Annotated in this window: 15 protein-coding genes; 7 read left to right on the top strand and 8 right to left on the bottom strand. The window is 41.2% G+C overall.

The window, feature by feature from the left end; all coding sequences use genetic code 11:
- Window positions 1–24 precede the first annotated feature (24 nt).
- Complete coding sequence (locus D1164_RS15980) at window positions 25–963, bottom strand: AraC family transcriptional regulator (RefSeq protein ID WP_119350900.1); 939 nt, start codon at window positions 961–963, stop codon at window positions 25–27.
- A 201-nt stretch (window positions 964–1,164) separates the two neighbouring features.
- Here D1164_RS15980 and D1164_RS15975 point away from each other — a divergent pair, with 201 nt between their 5' ends.
- Complete coding sequence (locus tag D1164_RS15975; protein ID WP_119350899.1) at window positions 1,165–4,308, top strand: glycosyl hydrolase; 3,144 nt, start codon at window positions 1,165–1,167, stop codon at window positions 4,306–4,308.
- Between the two features lie 100 nt (window positions 4,309–4,408).
- The gene (locus D1164_RS15970) at window positions 4,409–5,821 is read left to right on the top strand and encodes an L-fucose/L-arabinose isomerase family protein (protein WP_172594486.1); all 1,413 of its coding nucleotides are present in this window, start codon (window positions 4,409–4,411) and stop codon (window positions 5,819–5,821) included.
- Window positions 5,822–5,925: 104 nt separating this feature from the next.
- Here the strand turns inward: D1164_RS15970 and D1164_RS15965 are convergent, their stop codons facing one another.
- From D1164_RS15965 to D1164_RS15940, 6 genes are all read right to left on the bottom strand, one after another.
- Window positions 5,926–7,242, bottom strand: coding sequence for a sensor histidine kinase (locus tag D1164_RS15965; protein WP_119350897.1), 1,317 nt, complete (start codon window positions 7,240–7,242; stop codon window positions 5,926–5,928).
- 254 nt (window positions 7,243–7,496) lie between these two features.
- Window positions 7,497–8,144 carry a peroxiredoxin gene (locus D1164_RS15960; protein ID WP_206611031.1) on the bottom strand — a complete coding sequence of 216 codons (648 nt, stop codon included), beginning with the start codon at window positions 8,142–8,144 and terminating at the stop codon, window positions 7,497–7,499.
- Between the two features lie 138 nt (window positions 8,145–8,282).
- The gene (locus tag D1164_RS15955) at window positions 8,283–9,104 is read right to left on the bottom strand and encodes a CPBP family intramembrane glutamic endopeptidase (RefSeq protein ID WP_119350896.1); all 822 of its coding nucleotides are present in this window, start codon (window positions 9,102–9,104) and stop codon (window positions 8,283–8,285) included.
- Between the two features lie 37 nt (window positions 9,105–9,141).
- The gene (locus D1164_RS15950; protein WP_119350895.1) at window positions 9,142–9,651 is read right to left on the bottom strand and encodes a GtrA family protein; all 510 of its coding nucleotides are present in this window, start codon (window positions 9,649–9,651) and stop codon (window positions 9,142–9,144) included.
- 60 nt (window positions 9,652–9,711) lie between these two features.
- Window positions 9,712–10,128, bottom strand: coding sequence for an alternative ribosome rescue aminoacyl-tRNA hydrolase ArfB (gene arfB, locus D1164_RS15945; protein ID WP_119350894.1), 417 nt, complete (start codon window positions 10,126–10,128; stop codon window positions 9,712–9,714).
- Between the two features lie 6 nt (window positions 10,129–10,134).
- Complete coding sequence (locus D1164_RS15940) at window positions 10,135–10,824, bottom strand: Crp/Fnr family transcriptional regulator (RefSeq protein WP_119350893.1); 690 nt, start codon at window positions 10,822–10,824, stop codon at window positions 10,135–10,137.
- Between the two features lie 281 nt (window positions 10,825–11,105).
- On the opposite strand from D1164_RS15940, the gene D1164_RS15930 reads away from it, so the two are divergent.
- The 5 genes from D1164_RS15930 (at window position 11,106) to trxA (ending at window position 13,700) form a co-directional block, all read left to right on the top strand.
- A complete protein-coding gene (locus D1164_RS15930; RefSeq protein ID WP_119350891.1) occupies window positions 11,106–11,474 on the top strand; it encodes a NifB/NifX family molybdenum-iron cluster-binding protein in 369 nt (122 codons plus the stop codon).
- A gap of 30 nt (window positions 11,475–11,504) precedes the next feature.
- Entirely contained in the window at window positions 11,505–11,861 is a 357-nt protein-coding gene (locus D1164_RS15925) for a thioredoxin family protein (RefSeq protein ID WP_119350890.1), read from the top strand.
- 4 nt (window positions 11,862–11,865) lie between these two features.
- Window positions 11,866–12,786, top strand: a complete 921-nt coding sequence (locus tag D1164_RS15920) for an NAD(P)/FAD-dependent oxidoreductase (RefSeq protein ID WP_119350889.1) — start codon at window positions 11,866–11,868, stop codon at window positions 12,784–12,786.
- Window positions 12,787–12,852: 66 nt separating this feature from the next.
- Window positions 12,853–13,275 (top strand): OsmC family protein, encoded by a 423-nt coding sequence (locus D1164_RS15915; RefSeq protein WP_119350888.1) that lies wholly within the window; start codon window positions 12,853–12,855, stop codon window positions 13,273–13,275.
- A gap of 5 nt (window positions 13,276–13,280) precedes the next feature.
- Complete coding sequence (trxA, locus tag D1164_RS15910) at window positions 13,281–13,700, top strand: thioredoxin (protein ID WP_206611030.1); 420 nt, start codon at window positions 13,281–13,283, stop codon at window positions 13,698–13,700.
- A gap of 236 nt (window positions 13,701–13,936) precedes the next feature.
- On the opposite strand, the gene D1164_RS15905 is transcribed toward trxA, so the two are convergent.
- On the bottom strand, window positions 13,937–14,725 hold the full coding sequence (locus tag D1164_RS15905) for a PhzF family phenazine biosynthesis protein (protein ID WP_119350887.1): 789 nt from the start codon (window positions 14,723–14,725) through the stop codon (window positions 13,937–13,939).
- Between the last annotated feature and the right edge of the window lie 121 nt (window positions 14,726–14,846).

Genomic DNA, 14,846 nt, shown 5'->3' with positions numbered 1-14,846 from the left:
CCTGAATCATCAACTTTTATATTATTATTTCAGCTTATTTAATTTTGCCCATTCATTTTTTCGAAATGTTTGAGGCGAAAAACCTGTTTTCATTTTGAACAACCGACAAAAGTAAAAATCGGATTCAAAGCCCAGTTCGTAGGCAATTTGTTGAGAGTTAGTATTCGAATTTAGTAGCAGGTTTTTTGCTTTTTCTATTTTTAAAAGCAGAAAGTACTGTAATGGTGGCAGCCCTGTTTGGCGTTTAAAATCACTTCTGAATTTTGAGTAGCTTACCCCAAGGTTTTGGGCCAGTGTTTTAAAGTTAATGTCTTCGCCAATCTTTTCATTCATAATATGTTTTGCCCGTGAAACAGGCGATTCATTTTTCAAGCCTGAACCATGTTGTGTGTTACAAAATTCTGCCATCAGTTGCATGCAAACCCCGGAGGCTATTCGCTGAAAACCAAAAGGCTCTTCTTTAATGAGCTGGTGAATGGAGCGGAAGAGTTTTGTCACCAACTGGTTATTAAATTTACCTGCAACTGGATTCTCTTTTTTAAAAAAGTATTCCTTTATCATTAAATGGGCAATTTCTCCCGAAAAACCTACCCAGTGTTCTGTCCATCCTGTTTTTTTATTGGGCTTGTAACGATGCCATTCTCCCGGGAATACTAAAAATGCATCTCCTCCGTGTATCTTCTGTTTTCCTGCCGTTTTGCTTTCAAATAGTCCTTCTCCTTCAGAAATAAGAACAAGGTGAAATTCGTTGATAATGCGCCCGGTTTTCCAGGAGAACATATGGGTTCCCGGATGTCCTTTGGGAGGATATTCTGACCCTTTGGGTATTATAGTGTACCCTGCATCATTGACAATAAAACCCCATTTTTGGTCCAGTTCTGAAATAATAAGGTATTTTTTAAAGTTGGCTTTTGATATGTCATTTTGTGCAATGAATTTGTCACTTTCTCTATTTAAATGCATTGATTAGTAGTGTAGATTTGTTTTCAAAATTATAAAAAATATAAATCAAATAGTATTGACGTAAAATTTTGGTTTGGCTATGATTTTTGATGTTGGCGTGGAATTATAATGCTTGTTTTCTTCTGTTACTCCTCGTTACCAGGGAATTTTAACCAGGGCATTACGATAAAAAATAATTATAAACCATAAACTTACATCCGGATGAAAATTTTTTTGATAGCGGTTATCTTACCTCTCCTTTTTGTACGTTGTACATCTTTTAACGAAGGAGAAACAGTATCTTCAGTCAGCAATTACTCCCAGCTTAAAAGTCTTTTTGTTAATCCTCCCCCGGAATACCGCAGCGCTCCGCTTTGGGATTGGAATGATTTAATTACGGAAGAAGGAATTTCATTTCAGATGGAAGAGTTTAAAAAGGCGGGTATTGGGGGTGTTTTTGTGCATCCGCGTCCCGGACTGGTTACTGAATACCTCTCGGAGGATTGGTTTCATTTGTTCGATTATACAGTTCAGAAAGGGAAAGAGCTGGGAATGAAAGTATGGATTTATGATGAAAATTCGTATCCTTCGGGTTTTGCAGGGGGACATGTTCCGGCAGAAATGCCCGATTCTTACCAAAATGGAACGGGTTTAAAAATGGAAATCAGCCAGGAACTGAACATTGTTCCTTCTGATACTATTGCTGTCGTTTTAAAGAAAACCGATTCCGGGTTTACTAATATTACCGCCCGGCTGGGGCAGGAAGAAACAGAAAAGGGAACCTATTATATATTCAGGAAGACCTATCCTGCGAGGTCGCTTTGGTATGGCGGATATACCTATGTTGATTTATTGCACAAAGGGGTAACCGAAAAGTTTATGGAGCTTACCATGACCAAAGGGTATGAAAGAAACAGTGCTGATTTTGGAAAAACACTTCCGGGCATTTTTACCGACGAGCCGAATTTGGAAGCAGCCATGTCAAGAGGTACACATTTACGCTGGACCCCTGATTTATGGGACGTTTTTGAGCAGCGCTGGGGGTATGATTTAAAGGTGAACCTGCCTTCCCTGGTAGAAGAAACAGGAGACTGGAAAAAAGTACGACACGATTATTATGAAACCCTGGTTGAGCTTTTTGTTGAACGGTGGGCAAAACCATGGTCGGAATATTGCGAAGAAAAAAATCTGGTATGGACCGGACATTATTGGGAGCATGGGTGGCCTGTTCCAACCGACGGGATGGATGAATCTGCATTTTACATCTGGCATCAAATGCCGGGGGTTGATATGTTGGGCAACGAGTTTGTGGATGATGGACAGGGCGGGCAATTCGGAAATACCCGTGCCGTACGTGAATTAAGGAGCGCTGCAAATCAGGCCGGACGTAACAGAACATTAAGCGAAACATATGGCGGCGGAGGCTGGAATATGGATTTTGAAAAATACAAACAGCTTGTTGACTGGCAGTGCGTTTTGGGGGTTAATTTTGTAAACCAGCATCTTTCTTATTATACATTAAAAGGGGTCCGGAAATTTGACTATCCTCCTTCATTTTCGTATCACGAACCCTGGTGGAAAAATTATTCAAAAATGGGCGATTACATCGGACGTGTTAGTCTGGCAATGTCGTCGGGAGAGCAAATTAATTCCACGTTGGTTCTTCAGCCCAACACCACAGCCTGGATGTACTTTTCGCGCACCAAAAAACATCCGGTGCTGGACACAATTAAGTACCGCTTTAAGGATTTTGTGTATCAGCTGGAAAGGAGGCATGTGGAATATGATTTGGGATCGGAGAATGTATTGAAAACACTGGGAAGTGTTTCCGGTGGAAATTTAATTGTGGGGGAGAGGGCCTACACATTGGTGGTTATTCCGGAAACCATGGAGAATATTGATGCCAGTACATTCAACCTGCTAAAAGCGTTTTTACATTCCGGTGGAGAAGTATTGTCTTTCAGAAAAGAAATTGTAAGAGTGGATGGAAGTGAAAGCGATGCATGCGCCAGGTTGCAGCAGGATTATCCGGAGCAATGGATTGTGGCTGAAAATATGGATGACGCGCAATGCCGGTCGTTGTTTTTTACAAATGATTTTTCAGTTGACGAAAAGGATGAAGCAGGCGAATTGTATTTTCAACGCCGGATTTTACAGGACGGCCAGTTGTTGTTTTTTGTAAATTCGGATGAACAAGATGCAGCAGCCGCTACCATTTCTGCTTCCGGGAAAAGTGTGGTAAAAATGAATTTGGAAAACGGGCAAACGCATCTGGTTCCGTCTACCAGGGAGAAGGGCCATGTTATTTTTGATTTGCAGCTTGAGCCGGTAGGAAGTGCGTTGTATTTTGTTTCAGAAAAAGAAGAAGAGGAACCGGAAGCGATTATTGAAAAATCAGATTGGAAGCTGGTTGAAGCAGCAGGCGAAATGAAGGTACATGCTGAATCCAAAAATATTTTGGTGCTGAACTACCTGGATTTGAAAACCGCTCAAACAACCAGGGAGAATACTTATTTTATGACTGCACTGATTTCCCTGTTTCAGGAAAACGGTGTAGAGTTTGGGAACCCGTGGCAGCATAAAATTCAGTACAAAAAGAATTACCTGGATCTCGACCAGTTCCCGGAGAGTTCGGGGTTTACCGTTGACTATCATTTTTACATGGCAGATGGGGCTGATGTTTCCGGGTTTTCAGAGGTTCAGGCAGTGGTTGAACGTCCTGAACTTTGGTCGGTTCACATTAACGGGACTGCTGTTGAAAAGGAGGACGGAGAATATTGGATTGACAAAGATTTTCCTGTATTTCGAGTGGGAAACCATTTAAAACCAGGTAAAAATACCCTCTCGCTCAAAGCAAATCGTATGTCGGTATTTGCCGAGCTGATGCCGGTTTATATTCTTGGCAACTTTAAGGTTCAGCCGCGGGAAGCAGGTTTCGAGATAATAAACGGAACCCTCAGCGGTCTGGGATCGTGGAAAGATTCCGGGTATATTTTTTATTCAGACAAAGTGTCTTATTCGCAAAAATTCAATATCGAAAAAGGAACAGCCGATTTTAAGGTAAAACTCAATAACTGGCAAGGAACTGTGGCCGAGGTGCTGGTAAATAATAAAAAGGCGGGAATTATTGCCTGGGCGCCCGATGAACTGAATGTAACAGAGCTGTTAAAAGAAGGGGAGAACGAAATTTCGGTCCGGGTTGTCGGAAGCCTGAAAAATACCTTCGGCGAATTTTATCGCAAAGATAAAAACTGGATTTACGGGCCTCATGGCTGGAACAATGCGCCGGAGCATCAACCTACTTTCGATAAATATTTTATAGATGATTACGGATTGATGGAACCTTTTAAACTCTTGAGGAATTAACAGTGCATAAAAATATAAGGCACCTCAGATTGTGCCCCTGCCTCCGGTGATTGTTTGAAAGAAATTCTAAAAAACTACCCGATTAAGTAAAGTGCGTACTATGACTAAAGTTGGATTATTTGGAATAGGCCTTGATACCTACTGGCCTCAGTTTGAAGGGTTGCTCAACAACCTGGAAGGATACCAACGCCAGATTAAAAACAGAATGGGTGGGTTTGGTGTGGATGTGGTTGATGCCGGAGTGGTGGATAATCCGGTGAAAGCGCGGGAAGCGGCTGATTATTTAAAGTCAGAAGATGTTGAAATTGTATTTCTGTATGTTTCAACTTATGCACTGTCTTCAACCGTTTTGCCGGTGGCTCAAAAGGTAAAAGTTCCCATTGTATTATTAAATCTTCAGCCGGTGGCTCAATTGGATTATGAAGCTTTTAATCAACTGGGCGACCGCGGAAAAATGACCGGAGTGTGGCTGGAGCATTGTCAGGCATGTTCAGTTCCAGAAATTGCAAGTGTGTTTAACCGTTCGGGAATCCCGTACGATGTTGTAACCGGATACCTGCAGGACGATGATGCCTGGGCCGACATTAAAGCCTGGACGGAAGCAGCAACAGTTGCCGCAGCTATGCGAAATAACCGGTTGGGAATTTTGGGGCACTTTTATAACGGAATGCTGGATGTTTATACGGACATTACCAAACAATCCGCCGTATTTGGAACGCACATTGAATTGCTGGAAATGTGTGAATTAAAAAGATACCGGGATGAGATAAAGGAGTCCGAAGTGGTAGCAAAAATAGAAGAGTTTAACAGCACATTTGAGGTGTCTCCCGAATGTGAACGGGCAGAGTTGGAACGGGCTGCACGAACATCAGTCGCGCTTGATAAATTAATAGAAGCCCACAACCTGGGCGCCATGGCTTATTATTATGAAGGTGAACCGGGCAATGATTACGAACATATTGTAACTTCTGTAATTGCAGGAAATACGCTGCTTACAGGGAAAGATATTCCGGTAGCAGGGGAGTGTGAAGTGAAAAATGCACAGGCAATGAAAATAATGGCTGAATTTGGCGCCGGAGGATCGTTTTCTGAATTTTACCTGATGGATTTTACCGATGATGTGGTTTATCTGGGACACGACGGCCCTGCTCATTTTGCCATTTCCGAAGAGCGAGTAAAACTGGTTCCTTTGTCTGTTTACCACGGGAAACCCGGCAAAGGCCTTTCCATTCAGATGAATGTAAAACAGGGACCTGTTACGTTACTTTCAGTGGTTGAGGGGAAAGATGGTATTTTTTTATTGGTGGCCGAAGGGGAATCAGTCGCGGGACCGATTCTTCAGATTGGAAATACCAACAGCAGGTATAAATTCGCATTAAGCGCAAAAGAATTTATGAATCAATGGTCGAAACAAGGACCGGCACATCATTGCGCTATTGGAGTGGGGCATATTGCCAATAAAATTGAAAAGCTGGGGAGGATTTTGAAAATCGACGTAATTAAAATAGGGTAGATTTACCGGGGAAGTTTGTGCTGCAAAACGGTGGGGAATGGATGATTAATGGGCAATCTGCCTATTTTTCTTTGTCGCAGATTATTTCAGCTCTATCCGTATTTTTAGCGAACAGGTACCGTAAAATAAAATTTGCTTCCTTTTCCGGGCTGGCTTTCGATCCGGATATTTGTTCGGTGTTTCGATATAAATTCTTTGGAAATCAGTAGTCCCAGTCCGGTTCCTCCTTCATCCCGAGTTCCCGGAGTAGAGAAATTTTCTTCAATCCGGAATAGTTTCTCTATATCGCTGCTTTTCATTCCCACTCCGTTATCTGATACTGAAATTTCCAGCCCGCCATCGTTCGGTTGGGCCGAAATAACAATTTTTCCCCCGGGCCAGGTAAATTTAATGGCATTTGAAATAAGATTTCGCAGCACCGTGGCAATCATTACCCGGTCGGCCACGCAGTTTGTGTTTTCCGGTAATTCCTTCGAAATGGTTATCGACTTGTATTTGGCTGTTTCGGTAAACAACTCAGTAACTTCATCAATCAGCCCGGCCATTTCAAAAGGTATTGGGGTAAATTTTATTTTTCCGGTTTGCGAACGCGACCAGTCGAGCAGGTTTAAAAGCAACTCCATTGCCTGTTGCGAAGAGTTGTATATGTTTCGGGCATAGCTTTCAATTTTTTCATAGTTCTTTTCCTGAACCTTTTCTATCAAAAGCTCGCTAAAACCGATTACCCCGCTAAACGGAATTTTTAGATCGTGTGAAATGATGGAGAAGAATTTGTCTTTAGTGGCAATGAGTTCCTGAAGTTCAGTTTTAGATTTTTTTAATTCAATATTTTTTTGTTGAGTTCTTGCCCGTTCGAGATCAAACTTCTTTTTGAGCCAGACAACGGTAAAGCTAAAAGCAGTAAAGGAAATAATAAAGCTGGTAGATAAGTCAATTATTCGCGATTCATCATCAATGTAATCCAAAAACCATTCATGCTTAATAAAGTATAAGCCGACTAACACAACGGCAAGAAAAATGAAACTGACTGATATAGTCCAATATCTTTTTCTGTTATCGCTGTAGATGAGCAGAAATATGGCTAAAAAGAAAAACAGGGGAGCTGATCCTTCTATTCCCTGAAAATAGAACCAACTGAATACCAGAATGAGAGAAACCAATATTTGAAATGGGAAGATCAAAGGTTGGGTTATGCCCTTAAAAGCAGATAAATAGAAAAAAATACTTAGTGTAATTCCTAATAAGGCAATCACCCAATTTATCAGGAGATAATTTTCGGTAAGAATATTTATGTTGATGACGAATGTGACGAAACAGGTGATTGCTCCCACAAGGGTAACAATACTAAAGACTTTATTTTCAAAAATACCTTTTTTCGAATCGTATAAAAGCAACTTAAGTTTATGTGTTATTTCTTTCATACATGCAGTTTAGTTTCTGCAATGTAATTGATTTTGACCAATAATAGCTTCTATTTAGATGAATTTTAGCGAAGAAAGAAATATTCTGTCAATGGTAGTTTAGCGTAATTTCAAGAGGCTGAAAAATGAATTGTAGAGGGAGTAGTTGTTTTTTCTGGGATTGTTTTATGGAACGATAGTTCCTGGACATGGCTCTGTTTGGGCAAAATAAAAAGGGCTGCATTGCTGCAACCCTTTCCAGGAAATTATTTGCGTTATAAACTTTTTTTGGCGAGATAAAAGTCCACCATTTCATAGTCGCTCTTTTCACGTTCTTCCATCTCGGCAACCGTTTTTGGCGGAGGTACGATCACTTTTTCGCCTGGCTTCCAGTCAAGTGGCAGGGCAACGCTGTGTTTGTCGGCTGTCTGCAAAGCAGTCAACACCCTGATGATTTCATCCATATTCCTTCCCACATTCAGCGGGTAGTACATAATCAGTCTGATTTTCCCTTGTGGGTCAATAAAAAATACGGCTCTTACAGCGGCAGTTTCACTTTCGTTGGGCTGCAACATTCCATATAATTTTGAAACCTTCATGTCAATGTCGGCAATAATCGGGAAGTTAAACAGCACGCCTGTGTTTTTCTTAACATTGTTTACCCAGGCAACGTGCGCATGAATACTGTCGATACTTAATCCCATGAGTTTGGTATTTTTTTCTTCAAACTCTTTGCTGCGAACGGCAAAACCACTCATCTCTGTAGTACATACGGGTGTAAAGTCGGCTGGGTGAGAAAATAAAACCACCCAACTTCCTTTGTTATATTCTGAAAACTGAATAGGTCCCCAAGTGGTGTTGGCACTAAAGTCAGGTGCTTTGTCGCCAATACGTGGCATTGTCATTACTTTTTCTTCTTCCATGATTTTAGTAATTTAAATTGTTATTGAATTTATTTTTTTATTGTCTAAACGTTTTTTTATGAGAATAAGTTCAAATAAAAGCTTTGGTCAATATAAGAAAAATAACAGAGGAACAACCGGAATGTTTATCAAAATGGATTATTTTGTTTTCTTCTTTCCTGAAGGCCATAAGGAAGAGAAGTAAATCAGGATTAAAGAGAGGAGAACGAGCAGGCTGCTTACCATGAGCTTTTCATTTTTCTCCATCAGAAAAAGTGCATAAGTATTAATTTGTTGCCAATAGGTAATGGTAAGCAAAACCATTAGGTTGTTAATTGAATGGCCAAGTATGGCAAGCAAGATGCTTCGGGTACGAATCATAATCCAGCCCAGCAACAAGCCCAAAACAAAGGTTGCGGGCATTTGCCAGGGGTTTAAATGAAATAACGAAAACAGCAGGGCTGACATAAAAACTGCCGTAAACGCATGGTAGTTTTTCCGGAGTCCGTGCAGGATAAGTCCCCTGAAAATCAGTTCTTCTACAACCGGAGCAATAACCGCTACTTTCATAAAAGCACCCCACCAGCCAAAATCGCTGTCGAAAATTTTGCCAAACAGTTCCCAAAACCAGGGAGGGGCGGGGAGTACCTTTTCAATGACTAGGTTTAACTCATCCAGTAAATTATGGGCGCCCCAGAAAAAAGTAATTAGGGGAATCAAAACAAGGGGGTTAAAAAACTTGAGAGGAAAAACTTCCTTCAATGGCGACTTCGATTTGCGGAAACCGTACAGAAGGATAAATAATGTGGAACCTGTATTTAAAATAATTTTTTTTACGGGATTGTAGAGATAATCGGTGCCATGGTAATAATCGATCAGAGCCAGGGGGAAATCAACAACCGTTTGAATAAACAGATAAAGAATCAGCAGGTGAATGGCCTGCATAATGGTTGGATAATATGTTTGCTTCAATAGCTGCATGCTCCAAATATTCAATACAAGATAAACATTTTTTTGGTTAAGTAGTCTTGTAAATTGTGGCCGTTTTGAAAGAGAAATAGCGTTGCGAAAGGTAACTAAATGCAACGACGATAACAGTAGTCAGCATTTTTGATAAAGTGGCGTAAAGACCCACATATTCCACAAAAAATTTCAAAAAAACATAATTGAGCAGAATTGATGCCAGTACGGTAACTCCGTAGCGAAATAGCTGAATGCGCCCGCGCAGCTCAGAGGCAGTGAAAGTAACATATTTGGCCAAAATAAAACCTGTAATAAAGGTAATGGGAAAAACCATTAAGAATGCCGCTATATGCGGGCTGATAGCAACAAAACCGAGATCGAGAATTTGACGGTCGAGAATATACCTGTAAAAAATAAAATAGAGAAAAATATCGAAAGCCGTATTGGCGCCTCCCGTAACTCCATACCTGAAAATCTCGATGGGGACAAACCTCAGAAAAGGAAAGTAAAAGCTGTCAACAACCCGGATAATGAGTACACGAAAAAAATGTAAAATATTCCTCATAAATTGAACTTATCCCTAATTACAGCAAAGAAACAATATTCATCCGAAATATCCAATTTGCTATAGATCGGGTGGTTTACGTAACTGTTTTTTTTGTCCCCGCTTCTTTTTACTTTCCAGCCGTTTTAGCCGGGAGGCTATAGTGGGCTGTGTTTTTTTTCTTTTGCGCGGTCTGGTCAGCGCTTTTTCAATGAGTTCAAAAAATTTTTGGGTGGCTTGTTCCCTGTTTTGCCATTGGCTGCGTTCCGAGCTGGCTGTTATCAAAAGTTCACCCTGGAGATTGATTCTGCTGTTTAGTTTTGAAAGAATAAGCCTTTTTTCGGTTTCATTCAATACTTCCGATTTACTGACTGGGAACCGCAACTCAATCTTTGTATTTACCTTGTTTACATTCTGTCCGCCCGGCCCGCTACTCCTGCTGGCTGAAACCTGCACTTCGGTTAAAAGCTTTTCTTTTTTTGAGTCGGAAAGTATCATAAATTCTTAACTGGTTTTACTGATTATCTCCAGCTTTTTCCTGTCAGTAATAAGAATGTCTTTTCCTTTGAGTCGGATAATTTTTTCCTTCTCAAATTCTTTCAGGAATTTAATAGCACTTTCGGTAGAAACAGAAGCAAAATCGGCAATTTCCTGCCGGGTGAGAAATTCAAATACATTCTCTTTCAAAAAATCTTCCTGCGAAAGGTAGAGCAGGCTGGAAGCCAACTTTCCACGCATTTGCTTGTACGAAAGGTTTTTTATGATTTCCAGTAAGTGGCGTTCGTTTCGGTAGTTTTTAGAGGTGACTTCCAGCGCAAACTGTGGATTTTCAAGCAGAACTTCTTTCAGGCTTTCCTTTTCAATCATACAAATTTCAGAATCTTTCAGCGCCTGTGTGGAATAGGTGTGAATGTTTTCTCCAAAAATGGAAGAGAACGCCAGGAAATTGCCGGTTTTTTCCAGGCTGATATTTACCTGTTTTTCAAACCCGGTTTGAAGGTAAACTTTTACCAGACCACGCACCACAAAAAGTACGTAAGGGGCAAAGGCTCCCTGTTTGAAAATAGTTTCCCCTTTCAGGTAAGTAATCCGGGTTTTGTTTTGGGCCAGCTGGGCCAATGCCTCCGGGAGGTGTTGAAAAAGCCCCTCGATTGCTCCCGGTTGCCCTGTTTTTTGTGATTGTTCGTTATTCATCTTTCGCTTTCTGAAATCATTACAAATGTATAAAAACAATCCAATCTGTCTGGCGACAGGAAAAAAACTGAAATATTTCAGTTCCTGTCCTTTTATAAGCCAGTGCGCTTTTCTTGCCCTGAAAGGAGGTCCGGACTATTTTTGTCGAAAAGTTTTGAATATGAAACGAGCATGTAAAATATTTACGTCCAGGAGCATGATAAAATACATGCAAGTTTCCCGTCTGACCGCCAAAGCCGGGCAGGCATACAATACTTTTGAAAACAAACAACTTTAATAGTATGAAAAAACGGGTAGCCATTCCGGTGACAAATGAACAGTTAAGCGAATTTTTCGGAGAGTGCAATCACTACGAAATTTTCGGAATCGACGGGAAAATCGTCGACAGGGAAAGAATGAGTCTTCCTGCCGGGACTACTACCTCCGAACTTCCCGGGTGGTTGGAAGAGATGGGGATTACCGATGTAATTACATTCAGGGTAAACCCGAAAATTATACATCTTTTCGCTTCCAAAAAAGTGAATCTTTTTGTGGGAGTGCCCGTGAATTCACCTGAAGTGTTAATTGAAGAGTACCTGCAGGGAAAACTGGAATCGGATGAAAAAATTATTAGGGAAATTACGTATTCAACAAAAAAAATAGATGTTTAATCTTATTGTTAAAATTTTAATAAATTAATTATGAAATTGTTACAAACAAATCTCCAGGAAATTGAAACAGCTTCCGAGCTGAAAAAGATGATAGAAGAAAACGAGAATGTGATGGTATGTTGCGGGCGGATGGGCCCCATGTGTATGCCGGTTTACGATGTAATGGAAGAGCTGGAGGAAGAACGCTCCAATATCAAATTTGCGGTTATGGCATTTGATAATCCGGAGGCAGCCGTTATTCGCAATGCGCCGGAATGCAGCGGTTTTATGGGATTACCGTTCACCATGTACTACAAAGGTGGAAAAGTGGCCCACGCAACCAGTAGCATCCAGAATATGCAGCAGGTATCTGCTATTTTAGACGAACAGTTTGCAGAAAAAGTATAAGTAAATGGAGGATGTGTTTGATGTAATGGTGATTGGCGCGGGGGCGGCCGGCTTAACAGCCGGCATTTACGCCTCGCGCGCCAAACTCTCCACGCTCATTTTAAACGAAGGGGCAGTTGGAGGGCAAATGGTGCTTACCGAAGAAATAGCTAATTATCCCGGAGTGCCTGCCACAAAAGGATACATGCTGGCCAACACCATGAAACAGCAGGCCAAAAGTTTCGGGTGTAAAATAAAGTCGAATATAAAAATAGCCCGCTACCAGTTTGAAGGAAAAGTAAAAACGGTAGAGTTGGAAGATGGCAGGAGTTTCCGGGCAAAAACGGTAATCCTCACTCCCGGAGGAAGGCCACGTTCTTTGAATGTTGAAGGAGAAGAGCAGTTTAAAGGAAAGGGGATTTCGTACTGCGCTACCTGCGACGGTGATTTTTTTACCGGGAAAGAAGTAGTTGTGGTAGGAGGTGGAAATTCGGCTTTGGAAGAGGCGATAGCTTTAACACAATATGCAACCAAAGTGACTATTGTGCACCAGTTCGATCATTTTCAGGCATTTAAACATGCGGTGGAAGAAGCGCAGGGGAATCCCAAAATCAATTTTATTATGGAATCGGAATTGCGCGGTTTTTCCGGAAACGGTGTCTTGCAAAAAGTGGAAATTGAACATTTACCTACCGGAAAGAGAAGCGAGTTAAAAACCGACGGAACATTTATTTTTGTGGGTTACCAGCCCAACACCGAAAACCTGAAAGGGTTGATACAATTGAATGAGCGGAATGAAATTGCAGTAGACACTGCCATGAAAACCAATGTGGATGGTATTTTTGCTGCGGGTGACTGCATTGCCAAGCGCTACCGCCAGGTTACTACTGCCGTGGCAGAGGGAACCGTTGCAGCGTTAAGCGCAGCAGAGTATTTAAGAAATTGAGAAATCCGATTGTTAATCCCGGCGTTGTCGGGAAGATATTAACGTTAATCCAAAAAAGAAAGTATTATGGCAAAACAACAAGTTAAAATAAACTGGCTGGAAAATATGGCTTTTTCAGCCGAGGTGAACGGACATAAAATTATATTGGATGCCACAGAAAATGTGGGTGGCGAGAATCGTGGCCCGCGCCCGAAACCGCTTATGCTAACAGCACTGGCGGGTTGCACGGGCATGGACGTGGTTTCAATCCTGAAAAAAATGCGGGTGGATGTAGATGGTTTCAACGTATATGTTGAAGGTGATCTTACCGAAGAGCATCCCAAACAATTTACCCAAATGCATGTGATTTATGAATTTAAAGGAAAAAACCTCCCGGTGGAAAAAATCCAAAAAGCAGTAACCCTTTCAGAAGAACGTTATTGTGGAGTGAGCGCGATGTACCGCAAAGCAATTGGACTCACTTCCGAAATTAGAATCATTGAAAACTAGAAAGTATGTCAACTACCTTAATCATTATTCTTGCATCTCTGGCGGCGCTGGTCGGGTTAATAACGTTCAATTATTACCGCATGAAAAACATGAAACCAGTGGCCGACAGTAACAAAATAAAAGTGTTGGGAAATAAAAATTTCAAGCCTGTTATCCGCCGGGGAATTACCCTGGTGGATTTCTGGGCGCCGTGGTGTGCCCCTTGTAAAATGGTAGCGCCCGTTTTGAACGAAATTGCTGAAGCAGAAGATCGTGTAACCATAGCTAAAGTAAATGTAGATCAGCAACAGCAACTGGCACAAAGGTTTAAAGTGCGTAACATCCCTACACTCATTATGTTTCGCGACGGAAAAGAAGTAAATCGTTACGTAGGCGTTAAAACCAAAAAGTTTTTGGAGAAGGAAATTGCATCAGAGTTAGGTTAGTTTTTTTGCTTTTTTTTGAGAACGTGTTAAAACAACATTTTCTGAAAATTATCTTCACTAAATGGTTATGTGCTGATTTTCAGAAAAATTATATAAGTATAACAACGAACAGTGGGGAGAGACAGCCTTCGCCATTTTGGCGCTGGTCGTGATAGAGAATAGGATTCCGAAGGGAGTCCTATCTGTTTTTGTATTTCACAATTTGGGTCAAACCTTGAAGGTTTTTTAAGAATACCTCAGATTACAATTTCTCCTTTCAGAAACGTTACAGCTTTTCCTCCAATTTCTACCCGTTGTCCTAAATTCTTACAATAAATAATGCCGCCCCGTTTTGAAATTTGCCTGGCCACCATTTCATTTTTTCCAAGTTTTTTAGCCCAATAGGGAATTAACATGGTGTGTGCCGATCCGGTAACAGGGTCTTCGTCAATTCCTGCTCCGGGGGCAAAAAAACGGGATACAAAATCAAACGCTGAGTTTGAAGCCGGCGCGGTGGCTATAACACCCCGCGAACCCAGAGTTTTCAGAGAAAGGAAATCCGGTTGGAGGGATTGGATTTCTTTTTCCTCGTGGTAAACGAAAAGCAAGTCTTCGCGGCCTTTATAACATTTTTTCGGTTTGATGTTGAACGCTTTTAGTGTTTTCTCAGGAAGGTCAGTTTCCTTTAATTCAGAGACAGGGAAATCGAGTACAAGGAGGTCGCCCGCCTTTTTAACTTTTAACAGGCCGCTTTTCGACTGAAACCTGATTTGCGGCTCCGGGTAACCCAAATGATTAAAAAGAACATGTGCCGATGCTAATGTAGCGTGCCCACAGAGGTTTACCTCAGTGGTTGGGGTGAACCACCGAATGTGAAAATCTTGGTTGTCCGGAATAAAAAAGGCGGTTTCCGAAAGGTTGTTTTCTTCCGCAATGTTTTGCATGGTTTGATCCGGGAGCCATTCCTGTAACGGTACAACTGCAGCCGGGTTCCCACTGAAAACCTTTTCCGTAAAAGCGTCGGCCTGATAAAGAGTTAGTTTCATGTTAATATATCTATCTATAAAGTTTAATAATCAATATTTTAATTCAATCAGTTAGGTTATTGAAATTTTCATGTTCATGCTCCAGGCAATACTCTTTTGTCCTTAACTGATTAGGTCACTT

The sequence above is a fragment of the Mariniphaga sediminis genome (assembly GCF_003573545.1).
Lineage (GTDB): Bacteria > Bacteroidota > Bacteroidia > Bacteroidales > Prolixibacteraceae > Mariniphaga > Mariniphaga sediminis.
Note: the sequence above shows the minus strand (reverse complement) of the source record. Positions and strands in the feature narration are given on the sequence as shown.